The sequence below is a fragment of the Leptospira mtsangambouensis genome, from assembly GCF_004770475.1.
GTDB classification, from domain to species: Bacteria; Spirochaetota; Leptospiria; order Leptospirales; family Leptospiraceae; genus Leptospira_A; species Leptospira_A mtsangambouensis.
Window position 1 is genome coordinate 337905 of record NZ_RQHK01000017.1, and the last position, 12161, is coordinate 350065.

Sequence of the window (12161 nt, forward strand, 5' to 3'; positions counted from 1 at the left end):
ACAAAATATAAAAATCTCTGCTTGAACGATTCCGGTATTTTTACGATTTATTGAAAACTTTCATCCGATTCACAAAATCGAACTTCAGCGGTTTTGAGGTGACCAAAAAAGAGAGAAGGTATAAATCCAAAATTTTCTTTGAAAGTCCTTGAGAAATGTGCTGAATCGGAAAAACCTGCTGCATGTGCTGCATCGGTAAGATTGTTGCCTGCCTTTAATTCTTTCACTGCACGCAAAATACGAACCCATAACAAATACCTTCGAAGTGGGATTCCTAAATTCTCTTTAAACAAACGAATCAATCTATCTTCTGAAATAGAAAAATCTTTTCCTATTTCTCTCATTCGAATGCTATTGGGAACTTCCAATCGAATTTTTTTAGCAATTTTTTGAATTCTTGGATCGATTGAAGTTTTTAATTCTTCAAATGGATAAACAGTTCGAAGTAAACTTATCTGAAGTTGTGTTGCTTCTTGATGATTTAAATCACCAAAATACAATGACCATAAAGAATCGATTAATGGTAAAAATTTTTTAATATCTAAACGTTTGACTTCACCAGAAGAAATAGATTCTGAAATAGATCCAAATTCATACGTCTCTGGATCTATCAACAATGCAACCATTTCTACTCCAGGTGAGATAGTTCGATGGTAAGTATTCGGGCCAACTAATGCAACCCGGTATTCTTCTTTTCCTAATTCAGTTTCGATTGTTATATTTTTTTCTAAAGAAATTGCTAATGTAGCTGCATAATGTGAATGAAAGTCAGTTTGCATATTATTAGTTGCAAACATAACGCGACTGTTCCATAAATAAAGTATGCTTTTGTTTTCAAACTCCATCTATGATCCTCATTCAGAAAACAGATGGGTTAATTTTTATGATAAAACTTCTCTTGTAAATCGAAATAAAATTTAAAGATCCTGTTACTGAAAGATTGCTTCTTATTAAAACAAAAAGTAAAAACATCGAAGAAACAATAAATCAGCGTTTACGATTTCTTCAAGATTGGTTTTTTTAAGTTTGTAGTCTTTTTTTTTTGAGTTTTCTTCTTCTGTTTTTCTAAGTTTTCGCTCACTCTAAATTTAACAATTTTTTGGATTAGAGTATAGGGGATTGGCTCATCCAATGGAAATTGAATGGAACCTTTCCCGTTTTTATATTTAGAAATTTCTTTTTGAAAGGCAAGATTTCCAGAAGGAAGCGCATAAAAACCAATGTGTTTTGCATAAGCTGCGAAATGTACCAAGTTTCCATTTTGTACAAATGTTGGCATCGCATAACTTATTGCCTCTGATGCTTCTGGTGCTTCTTTCTGGATGATACTTCGAACCTTTTGAAGTATATCTTGTACATCTTTTGGAAATCTTCCTATGTATTCATCAATTGATTTTGCTATCTCTGATTTCATAACTTTATTCTCTCTATACTTTTGTTTGTTTCCAATTTCCTTTCGTAAATAACCAAAGAGTAAAAACTCCTACGGAAGATTCCGAAATCATGATAGACCAAAATACCCCTGTGGAGCCAAAATCGAAATGTTTTCCTAATAGATAAGCTAAAGGGATTTGAATGACCCAAAAGAAAATAATATTAATTTTTGTAGGAGTGATTGTATCTCCTGCACCATTGAAAGCTTGTCCAGCAGCCATCCACCATGCATAAATAAAATATGAGTAGGACACAATTTGTAACCATTTACCACCAATGGCGATGACTTCCTGATCATTTGAGAAAATGGAAATTAGGTTTTCACTCCAAAAAAAGTAAATGATGGAGACTAGAATTAAATAGCCCATATTACAAAAACCGGTAAACCAAACGGATTGTTCCGCACGATCTGGTTTGCCTGCTCCTAAATTTTGGCCAACTAACGTAGCAACTGCGTTAGACATTCCCCAAGAAGGCATCATGGTAAACATCATCGTCCTTAATGCAATGGTTGCTCCGGCAACCGTTTGACTCCCGAATTCTGAAAGTATTCTCATGATAAAGATCCAAGATGTCATACCAACAATCATCTGGCCAATTCCACCAAGTGAGGTTTTTAAAATACCCTGGATGGTTTCCCATTCTATTTTTAGATGGGATTTTAAAATTTTGATATGTTTTCCGCCTTGGAATAACAACCACAATTGAAAAAGCACTCCGATCCCACGACCTAAGTTCGTTGCAATTGCTGCGCCTGTTATTCCATAAGCAGGAATGGGTCCCCAACCAAAAATAAAAATGGGATCTAAAACAATATTCAGACCGTTGGATACCCATAAAACTCTCATTGATATCGCGGCATCCCCTGCTCCACGAAAAACTGCATTAATGAGAAAAAGAAGGACGATGACAATATTTCCACCTAACATCCACTGCATGTAGTGGTACCCTTCTGTTAAAACCCACTCATCTCCACCCATTAGTTTGAGAAGTTCTTTTGAAAAAAATATTCCAGCGATTGCAAAAGGAACAGAAGCAAGGATGGCGATCCAAATGGATTGAATTGCTGCTATTCCTGCTTTGTCTTTTTCTTTTTCTCCAATTCGCCTTGCAATAATCGCAGTGACCGAAAATGACAAACCCATTGCAACGGAATACAATAGGAACAAATAAGTTTCAGTAAGACCAACTGTTGCGATTGCCGATGCACCTAAAGCTCCAACAAAATAAATATCGACAACTGCAAATACTGATTCTAAAACAAGTTCCAAAACCATTGGAACTGAGAGTAGGAACACAGCTTTTCGAATGCTAACTTCCGTATAATCTTCTTCAGAACCAGCAAGAGCCTTTTTTAAATCTTCCCATAAACTAGCACTTGTCATTTGGATTTTTCCTGTAATACATAAAGTTTACCACCTAAATAAGCAATGAGAGGAGTGAGAATTACTAGCGACCATGCATACCACCAAGGTCCAAGATGACCGGCAAATACAACACCTGTAATTCCTAATAATAAACCAATACCACCTAAGATATATGCGTGTTTCATTGGGTTTTGCGGTGCTAACTTAGCAGTTAAATAACACCCAAAAATACTGAATATAATTCGATATCCTAATACAAACAAAACCAAAGGAGTTGATACAAACATATGATCATAAGGGAGGAAATTTAATACCTTAAGAATTGTATCACAAAGTACGGAGAGGATTACGTTGGATAATAATCCAACAACAATTGCTATGAAACTCTTTAACATAGATACTTTTCCTATTTTTGATTTAAGAACTGATCAAGTTTTGAAAGTGTCTGTTGTCCACTTTCAATCGCACCAAAGGCAATCACCGCATTTCGAACGTTTGTATCAGGAAAAGCCAGTTGCATTTTTACAATGGTTTGATTCTCGCCGAGAGCAATTAGAAATATTTTGGCCAAAAAATCATCCTTTTTATTTACATCGCCTGAACCATGTATGTATTCCATGTAGTCGAATTTCCTAATTTCTTTATATTCAATTACATTTGGATAGATTGTCCCATCGGGTCCGACCATTGTAAAAATCCATTTCCCACCAATTCGAAAGTCCATAGATTCAGTTGTTGTTTTGAATCCACTCGGTCCCCACCAATGGTCGATCGTCAATGGATTAGAAAGTGTATTAAAAATCAGTTCCTGCGAATGATTCATTTTTCTTTCCATGGAGATTTCATTAGGTTTAGGTAGAGCATTTATTTCTAATTTTTCAAAACTTTCTGACCAACCTTCCTTCATACCTGAACTTGCAAATCCATCTCGAATTTGGTTATTGGCAAATTCGGTGAGGAGAACAACTTTTGTTTTACCATCAATTTCTTCGAACAACACTCTTAACTTTGAATTGAGTATTTCTCGATCGCCTGTAACACCTGCCATCTTTTGAACTTCCGCCACCCATTCATCAGGATGTTCATCTACCAAATCACTGATTACAAAACTCTGGAATGGAGTGATTTCTAAAAATTTTCCAAAAATTGGATAATCAACCCCTTCAGGAGATCGCATAACAATTCTATATGATCCACCTACTTTAAAATCAAATTCAACTGATGGATTTGTAAAACTCTTTGGGCCCCACCATTTTTGGATATGCAAAGGATTTGTCCAAACTTCCCACACAAGCTGTAATGGAGCATCAAACATTCGTTCGATGCGTACTATCTTTTCTTCTAGTGTCAAAATTGTTTCTGAATTAAACATTTTAATAATTTCCTTTGGATTTTTGTAATTCGGTTAAATATGCATCCAAACGATCCAATCGTTCTTCCCATAATTTTTTATATTGTTCTAACCACTGATTGGCTTCCTGAAGTGCTTCCACTTTTAAACGACAAGGTCGAAACTGCGCTGCCTTTCCTTTTTCAATAAGCCCTGCTTTTTCCAAAACTTTCAGATGTTTGGAAATCCCGGGGAGACTCATTTGAAACGGTTCTGCCAATTCGAGAACTGTCGCTTCACCAGATACAAGTTGCATCAGTATCTTTCTACGAGTTGGATCTGCCAATGCTTGGAACGTTGCATTGAGCGTTTCTTCCGAATCCTGCAATTTAACCATTTAGATAATTAACCATTTGGTTAAACTAGAAAGAACAGAAATTTCTGTCAATAGGGTTTTGCAGTCAGTTCGGAGAATTTGGCAGGTACAGATTGGATATCGGTATCCCCGCCCGATTAGGGAGGGGAACTAGACCCGCCACCCATTGATGTCCACCTACCACAAAAACCCAGGGAAGAAAATACAATTCTCCAAAATGGAGAATTTAATCTTGAGAAGTTCATGTTTCGAATTTCTCTTATGTTGTTTTTACAAAATGAATTAGAAAATAGGAAGAGTTCCCAACGAATCGTTGTTCGCTGGGATTAAAAAGGAGATTCTATTTAAAATGAATGGTCTTATGGTTTGTGTTTACGAAGCCCTACCAATCTTCGTGGCTTCTTTGACCTCTACTAACTTTCCGGTTTTCACATCGTAATAATATCCATAAACAGGAATGTCTTTCGGAATCAAAGGGTGGTTACGAATTCGTTTGACATCATCAATAACACTTTGTTCTAAATTTTCAAAAGTTAAAAAAGGAATGAACTTTGCTTCATCGGAGCCACCTGATTCTTCTAAATTTCGCCATCCGTTCGAATCAATGGTCGCAGTTTTCAAACTTTTTGAAAGGAGGTTCCGTATGATAGGATCAGTGAAAAGTTGCATTCCACAATCTGAGTGGTGGATGACAAAGAATTCTTTAGTTCCTAATAATTTATAAGAAATGACGAGAGACCGAATGGCATCATCACTTGCACGGCCTCCAGCATTTCTGATTACGTGCGCATCACCTTCGGCAAGTCCTGCATATTTGGCTGGGTCTAACCTTGCATCCATACAGGTGAGGATGGTAAAACTTCTCGCCGGAGGAAGGGCCAATTCTCCTTTTTTCCCAAATTCAGATGCATATTTTTCGTTCGCACCGAGGACTTCTTTATGAACTTTGCTTGTTTCTTGTTGGATGAGTGTGTTTGACATAATGGAAATAAAATCCACTATAGCGAAGAAGACAAGAAAAGGAATTTTGGATAAAGGATTTCCGTTTCAGATTTGTACAGTGGATTTAGCAAACGGCCAAAGGACTGGAGATGTATCTTTAAGATTGGATTTTTGTGCCAGGGATACGAAGGGCTTGGTCACCTGCCATCGTTAGATGGTAGGTGACGGGAGCGAATGCGGACCCCGGAGTAGCCCGGTCAGCTACTATAAGAGTCCTCTTTTGTTTTTATTTGAGGCACCATAAAAGAAACACAATATTTCCATTTTATTGTGAATGACGATTAACTTGCTAATGGATAGTCGATATAACCTTTTTCATCAGCTGTGTACAATGTGGTTTGATCAAATGAAACCAATGGAATGTTTTTTTGGAATCTAGTGACTAAATCAGGATTGGCTAAAAAAGGTTTTCCAAATGCAACTAAGTCTGCATGTCCAGAAGATAAATCTTTGTCAGCTCGTTCTGCATCATAACCACCACTAAGGATTAAAGTTCCTTTGAATGCTTTTCTGATGTTCTGAACTGTTTCCGGTTCTACCTTGGGAGCACCCATAGAAGAGTGGTCAACTAAATGAATGTATACAATTCCAATTTCATTTAATTTTTCAGCTAACAATGAATATTCGTCATGAGTTTCGGGAAATGGAAAAAGATCATTAAAGGCACCATATGGAGATAAACGAATGGCCGTTTTCTCTTTGCCGATGGCGTTACTCACTGCCGTTGCGACTTCTAAAATAAAACGAATTCGATTTTCAATGGAACCACCATATTCGTCTGTTCGTTGGTTTGAAGTCGGATGTAAAAATTGTTCTAACAAATAACCATTGGCTGCATGCAATTCAACTCCATCAAATCCTGCTTTGATTGCATTTTTAGATGCTAAAACAAATTCTTCGATCGTTTCTTTTAATTCAGCTTTTGACATTTCTTTCGGTGTAGAGTGTTCTTTCATTCCGTCTGTGTCAGTCCACATTTGTCCTTTCGCAAGGATTGCCGATGGTCCAAGAACTTTTGCACCTTTCGGCAAATTCAACTCATGTCCGATACGACCTGTATGCATAAGTTGGACAAAAATTTTACTTCCTTTCGCATGCACTTTGTCTGTGACTTTTTTCCATGCATTGGTTTGTTCTTCTGAAAAAATTCCAGGAATTCTCGCATAACCAAGACCATTTGGAGAAGGAGATGTTCCTTCTGTCACGATGAGTCCCGCTTCAGCTCTTTGTTCATAATAAGTTGCAACAATTTCTCCCGGCACATTTCCGATGGAACGGGAACGGGTCATGGGGGCCATCACCACTTTATTCTTTAAGGTAAGGTTTCCTAACTTCGCTTCTGAAAATAATGATTTCACAAGGTTCTCCAATTTTGATTTACTATTTAGGAAATAGACTACAACATGAAGTGATTTGATATTGTATTTATTTAATATTAAACTAATTTCCAAAAAAAATTTATAAATCCAACCCGAGGATGGTTAAGTCGTCCTGCCGATCCTGACCATTTAGAAAGTTTTGTAGTGTTTTTAGGAGATGGTCCACCACCCCATCCAGACTGAGAGCGCGAGTGGATTGAAAGAGGTGGTAAAGCGATTCCTCACCAAATTCTTCATCTTTCGAGTTAAAAGCCTCAAAAACACCGTCGGTAAAGACAAAAAGCCGATCACCCTTCTCAAAGTATATTTCGGATTGTTCATAGTGGATTTGTTTTTTGAGCCCGATCATTCTTCCCGTTTTTGAAAGAAGTTGGATTTTTTCTTTCTGCACCAACACAGCTGCAGGATGGCCTGCGGATGCATATTGGATTTTTTTTTCTATCAAATCGATATCGAGGATCATTGCCGTCAAAAGGCTATTCAAAGAAACAAAGTTATCCATAAACTCTTCATTAAAAATCTCCAAAACCTTAGCAGGTGGTAATTCAAAGTTTTTGATAGGATCATACAAACCTTTGATTGCCATAGTGATCATGGCAGCATGAACACCAAGGCCTGTAGCATCAGAAATTAAAATTCTATACTTTGAGTCTTTGAGAAGACTTAAGTCAAAAAAATCACCACCCACTTCCGATACAGGAAGGTAACGATACACTAAATTTAATTCTTTGATGAGGTTTAAATCAATGGCTAAGGAATTCTCTTGGATTTTTTTTGCAACGAACAGATCTCGTTTCATTGCATTGAGTGTACGATTTAACGTGAAAGTTCTTTCTTTTACTTTTTCCTCTAAATCAAAATTGGATTTTTCTAAACTATGTTTTACTTGTTCTTCTGCAGTTTCTTTTTCTCTGATGATGGTATGATAACGATCCGCCAGTGCAAACGCAAGTAACATCATTTCAGCAGCTGATCCATATTGTGGGCCGTCAATGGTAAAGGAATTGGTAGGGAGATAACCCAATGCGCGCAAAGTAGAAAGTATCAAAGCAAAAAACAAAAATGCAAACGCTAGAAGGAAAAAATAGGCAATTCTCTGCCTATGGAACGAACAGACCATACCAATAATTAAAATCCAAAGTGATGTAATGGTATGACTAAAGACTAAAGTTTTGATCCAAAACTCAAAAGAATAAATATATAAAATAGGCAATCCGATTTGAATCAGAATCAATATTATACTCAAACGATCTAGTTTGGGAATGATCTGTTTGGTATTTAACAAACTTCGCATAAAAATTAAAAACAGGATTAATACAACGGAAATAAAAAGATTCACCGAATATTGGTCCATCCAAGGTGAAAATTTCCATAAATATTCCGAAGCAATTCCGTTATGCGAAGCAATCGTAAACGCAGTACTCGTGACCACTAGAACATATAAAAAATAATTTTTATCTTTGAGGATAAAAAACAAAAACAAATTGAATAGAGCCATCGCAAATGCAATTCCAAAGTAAATGGCTTGGATAACGTGATCGTTGATTTCATGGCGATCATAGAGATCTTTATTCCATAACTGAATGGGAAGATTGATGGAGTTTGGCGACTTTACTTTGAAATAAACAGTCGCATTAGAATTTTCCGGAAAAGAAATGGGAAATACAAAAAATCTGCTTTGGTAAGGGCGATTCAACATGGGAACCGAATAACCTGAAGAAATCTTTTTAATTTTTTTGGGGTTACGAAAATAAAAATCCAAAGTTTTTAATCTTGGATAAGAAACAACAAAGGTAACCTCTTTAGAAGAAAAACTTCGATTTTCTAAAGAAACCCTTAGCCAATAAGTTGAGTTTGAATATGAAAAATTGAAAGCTTCCTCGGAAGACTTAACTTTCAAAAATTCTGATTCATATTTTGGCGATACAATATCTTCGAAGATCAATCGATTCGTTTTATCTTCCAAAACTAATATCGAATTTGCAAGATAAAGCGGAGAAAAATCAGAATCTTTGATGTCGATTACAGAGTCTTCGGCTTCAATTTGAGAAGTTACTAAAAACAAAACCAATACAAATAGAATTCTTTTTATTTGAATCAATTTCATTTGGATTCGTCTGTCTCAAATAAATCGATGGAGAACATTTGGTTGTTTTTTGCAAAAATACAAATGCCATCAAAACTCACCGACAACCCTTTGGGACCGGGGAGTATTTTATGTTTCAGCTCTTTTCCGTTGGGTGAGAGTAAAATGAGTTCAATTTGGTCTTCTTCGCTATATTCATCAAAAAAACTCAAAATTAAAATTGTATGTTTTCCATCAAAGGTAAAAAGAGAAATCACTTCACTTTGGATTGGTTTTTCAAAAACTACATTCCCCAAAAAATCAATCATACGAATTCCAGAATGATTGGCAGTGATGATGATCCGATCTTCTGTTACAATCACTGGTGATTTGGCATTACCGAATGAATGTGGTCCAAGAGTATCGGTTGTGCTGAAGGGAAGTTCTTTGATGGTATTTAGTTGAGAATCCAAAAGAACTGATCCATCTAAAACAAAAGGTAAATAAATCCCACCAGGAAATTCTACAGGTGGAGAAGCCAACTCTCTTACCAAAGAAATTCCCGAACTATGTGTTTGTTCAAAGAGTTTTTTCTTTCCTGTATTTGCTGATTCGACAATTGCATAATAAAAGTATAATTGGAATTGTGAATCGATAAACACAGGATGATAAGGTGAAAAATATTGGAAAACTTCTTCACCAGTTGGGCTGATTCCCAAAATTCCTTTTAATGTATGAAACAAAAGATTTCCGGACTCTGTTTCAAAAGCTCTACCAGAAAAAATCTCAAACTTTGGCAAGGCGATTGTTTTCTTTAGTTTTCCAGAATTCAAATCATAAACATGGATTTGTGATTGGTAAGGAAGATACAAAGTATCAGAAAGAATCGTAAAATTGAAATTATGTACGATTCGATTTTCTGAAACATCACGTTCTTCAGTGGAAAGGATTTCATAACAAAGAAAAGCCAGTTTGATTGATAGAATGAGTTTACCAGAAAGTTGATAAATACAAAGTGTATCCGGTCGATTTAGTTTTGAATAATATTCTGAACCTTTTTGGAATCCTTGGTAAGAACAAAGGTAACCGGATTGGTAAAAAAGAACTGGAATGTCTATCCCCTCTACAAACGGTTTTTGAATTTTTTCCTTCCAAAGCATTTGTTTTTGAGTGAGGTCAAATGAATGTAGAAAATAGTTTTCTTCATTATAGGCAATACATACAAATTGATCCCTTCCAATGAATTCAGAGGCAAAAAACGATTCATTTTCCTCCAATTGGAATAGTAAATGTGAAGACTTAGGGAACCCTTTTTTTTGAATTCCTTGGAACTCCAAGGGAAATACTTTTTGAAACCATTGGCGTAACCAGCGTTTTACGGAGGATGGTAAATTCGGATCTCGGTTGAGGAATAATACTTTTAGTTTTTCTGTTTCTGTTTTAGAAAGAATTTCCAAAACTTCTTCAAAGAATGAATAAGGAAACAAGTTTTCCTTTGCGACCATAAGACGAGAAACAGTGGGATTACGAATCAATTCTGAACGCTGGTCATCAATTCGTTCTGCTGACTGTTCGTAAAACTCTGGATAGGTGGATCTTGGGTCACCAGTCCCTCTGGTTTTGATCCACCAAAGGCTATGGCAATCCTTACATTCATAAATTTCCTTGAATCGATTCAGGGAATTTCCTACGATATCATCGGTCGGAAATTGGTATGTCGACCGTTCATCACGAACCGGTTCTAAACGTGAGAATTGGGTGGATCCTTTTTGACAAAATAAACAAGACATATCGTTTCAGGGAGTATAGGTCTATCTAGGAATACTACGTAAGTCAAGCCAGATTCATACCCAAGGAAATAAAGAAATCCAACACTTAGTTCTTGGCATTTTTTTTCAAAATTTGAACCTTACCTTTCATCCATGTCGATTCTCCCTAAGACATTCGAAGCATTGTTTGCTGACCTAAAAAGGTTGGAATCAGAAAACCAAGTTTTAAAACAATCTTTGGAATACAAAGATGTAAGCCACACAAACCTAATCAATGCTCTGCAATTCACGCAGTTTTCAATTGATACCATCTCTGAATCCATTCTTTGGTTAGATTCTAAAGGCAATTTTGTTTTCGTAAATGACGCCGCCTGCAAAAACTATGGTTACACAAAAGATGAATTACTTTCCATGCAAATGTTCCAAGTTGATCCATTGTTTGATGTTGAAACTTGGAACGCACATTGGCAGGAAATCTTAGAGCGTAAAACATTTTCAATCGAAACAATTAACCAAAAGAAGGATGGCACTTCTTTTCCTATCGAAGTTACGGTGAATTTGGTTGAATATGCTGGAAAACAATACAATTGTGCCATTGTTCGCAATATCACAGAACGAAAATTAGCAGAAACAAATTTAAGAGAATCTGCAATTCGTTTGGCAGAACTCAACGCATCAAAAGATAAATTTTTTTCAATCATTGCCCATGACTTACGTGGACCACTTGGCACCCAAAGGGAATTTACCAAAATTTTAAGCGAAAAAGATTCTAAATTTTCTGAAACCGAAAGAACAACTTATTTGAAGATGTTGGAAGAATCTTCTGACTTAGTGTATTCGTTACTAGAAAATTTATTGGATTGGGCTAGATCTCAAAGTGGAAATATAAATTACCAACCCGTATCCATTCATTTTTTTGATCTCGTCGAAAGAGTGATTGGCCTTTTGGCTCTATCGGCTAACAAAAAACAAATTACTATTTTAAATCGAGTTCCAAAGGACCAAGTTATTTTTGCTGATTTATTTATGATTGAAACTGTAATCCGTAATTTGATCTCCAATGCAATCAAATACAGTAATGCGAATACCGAAGTAACGGTAGGAGTTTTACAACATAACAAAGAAATACATACTAATACAAATTTGGAAATTGAAAAATCCACAACAAAGTCTCAAGCGAATGAATTTATTTTCTTCGTAAAAGATAGGGGAGTGGGAATGAATCAGGAACAAATCGAAAACCTTTTTCGATTGGATCAAAAATCTTCAACCAAAGGTACAGCTCAAGAACCTGGAACAGGACTTGGACTCATTCTCTGCAAAGAGTTTTTAGAAAAACAAGAAGGTAAAATTTGGGTAGAAAGTGAACCTGGAATGGGTTCTACTTTTTTGATTCAGTTAGTACAACACACAAAAACAAACTAACATCATTCTAAATT

Annotated in this window: 11 protein-coding genes; 1 reads left to right on the forward strand and 10 read right to left on the reverse strand. The window is 36.0% G+C overall.

All coding sequences use genetic code 11. From position 1 onward, the window contains the following. Nucleotides 1-47: 47 nt before the first annotated feature. From EHR01_RS14050 to EHR01_RS14095, 10 genes are all read right to left on the reverse strand, one after another. Entirely contained in the window at nucleotides 48-797 is a 750-nt protein-coding gene (locus EHR01_RS14050; protein WP_135695526.1) for a helix-turn-helix transcriptional regulator, read from the reverse strand. A 197-nt stretch (nucleotides 798-994) separates the two neighbouring features. Then, the gene (locus EHR01_RS14055) at nucleotides 995-1414 is read right to left on the reverse strand and encodes an iron chaperone (protein WP_135695528.1); all 420 of its coding nucleotides are present in this window, start codon (nucleotides 1412-1414) and stop codon (nucleotides 995-997) included. A 13-nt stretch (nucleotides 1415-1427) separates the two neighbouring features. Then, nucleotides 1428-2819, reverse strand: coding sequence for an MATE family efflux transporter (locus EHR01_RS14060; RefSeq protein WP_135695530.1), 1392 nt, complete (start codon nucleotides 2817-2819; stop codon nucleotides 1428-1430). Further along, a complete protein-coding gene (locus EHR01_RS14065; RefSeq protein ID WP_135695532.1) occupies nucleotides 2816-3196 on the reverse strand; it encodes a hypothetical protein in 381 nt (126 codons plus the stop codon). Before EHR01_RS14065 ends, EHR01_RS14060 begins: the two co-directional genes overlap by 4 nt. Nucleotides 3197-3207: 11 nt before the next feature. Then, nucleotides 3208-4173, reverse strand: a complete 966-nt coding sequence (locus tag EHR01_RS14070; RefSeq protein ID WP_135695534.1) for an SRPBCC domain-containing protein — start codon at nucleotides 4171-4173, stop codon at nucleotides 3208-3210. A gap of 1 nt (nucleotide 4174) precedes the next feature. Beyond that, the gene (locus tag EHR01_RS14075) at nucleotides 4175-4528 is read right to left on the reverse strand and encodes an ArsR/SmtB family transcription factor (RefSeq protein WP_004786391.1); all 354 of its coding nucleotides are present in this window, start codon (nucleotides 4526-4528) and stop codon (nucleotides 4175-4177) included. A gap of 351 nt (nucleotides 4529-4879) precedes the next feature. Continuing rightward, a complete protein-coding gene (locus EHR01_RS14080) occupies nucleotides 4880-5488 on the reverse strand; it encodes a beta-class carbonic anhydrase (RefSeq protein ID WP_135695536.1) in 609 nt (202 codons plus the stop codon). Nucleotides 5489-5790: 302 nt separating this feature from the next. Then, nucleotides 5791-6867, reverse strand: a complete 1077-nt coding sequence (locus EHR01_RS14085) for an alkene reductase (RefSeq protein ID WP_135695538.1) — start codon at nucleotides 6865-6867, stop codon at nucleotides 5791-5793. 100 nt (nucleotides 6868-6967) lie between these two features. After that, complete coding sequence (locus EHR01_RS14090; RefSeq protein ID WP_208721784.1) at nucleotides 6968-8995, reverse strand: 7TM diverse intracellular signaling domain-containing protein; 2028 nt, start codon at nucleotides 8993-8995, stop codon at nucleotides 6968-6970. Continuing rightward, the gene (locus tag EHR01_RS14095) at nucleotides 8992-10743 is read right to left on the reverse strand and encodes a hypothetical protein (RefSeq protein WP_135695540.1); all 1752 of its coding nucleotides are present in this window, start codon (nucleotides 10741-10743) and stop codon (nucleotides 8992-8994) included. The genes EHR01_RS14090 and EHR01_RS14095 overlap by 4 nt, the downstream gene beginning before the upstream one ends. Nucleotides 10744-10875: 132 nt before the next feature. Here EHR01_RS14095 and EHR01_RS14100 point away from each other — a divergent pair, with 132 nt between their 5' ends. Further along, complete coding sequence (locus tag EHR01_RS14100; RefSeq protein ID WP_135695542.1) at nucleotides 10876-12147, forward strand: PAS domain-containing sensor histidine kinase; 1272 nt, start codon at nucleotides 10876-10878, stop codon at nucleotides 12145-12147. The last annotated feature ends 14 nt before the right edge of the window (nucleotides 12148-12161 follow it).

Excerpts from the sequence above, each read along its gene's own strand:
- EHR01_RS14100 (WP_135695542.1), top strand. The coding sequence starts at position 10,876 with ATGTCGATTCTCCCTAAGACATTCGAAGCATTGTTTGCTGACCTAAAA.
- EHR01_RS14090 (WP_208721784.1), bottom strand. The coding sequence starts at position 8,995 with ATGAAATTGATTCAAATAAAAAGAATTCTATTTGTATTGGTTTTGTTT.
- EHR01_RS14060 (WP_135695530.1), bottom strand. The coding sequence starts at position 2,819 with ATGACAAGTGCTAGTTTATGGGAAGATTTAAAAAAGGCTCTTGCTGGT.
- EHR01_RS14095 (WP_135695540.1), bottom strand. The coding sequence starts at position 10,743 with ATGTCTTGTTTATTTTGTCAAAAAGGATCCACCCAATTCTCACGTTTA.
- EHR01_RS14075 (WP_004786391.1), bottom strand. The coding sequence starts at position 4,528 with ATGGTTAAATTGCAGGATTCGGAAGAAACGCTCAATGCAACGTTCCAA.
- EHR01_RS14065 (WP_135695532.1), bottom strand. The coding sequence starts at position 3,196 with ATGTTAAAGAGTTTCATAGCAATTGTTGTTGGATTATTATCCAACGTA.
- EHR01_RS14050 (WP_135695526.1), bottom strand. The coding sequence starts at position 797 with ATGTTTGCAACTAATAATATGCAAACTGACTTTCATTCACATTATGCA.
- EHR01_RS14055 (WP_135695528.1), bottom strand. The coding sequence starts at position 1,414 with ATGAAATCAGAGATAGCAAAATCAATTGATGAATACATAGGAAGATTT.
- EHR01_RS14070 (WP_135695534.1), bottom strand. The coding sequence starts at position 4,173 with ATGTTTAATTCAGAAACAATTTTGACACTAGAAGAAAAGATAGTACGC.
- EHR01_RS14080 (WP_135695536.1), bottom strand. The coding sequence starts at position 5,488 with ATGTCAAACACACTCATCCAACAAGAAACAAGCAAAGTTCATAAAGAA.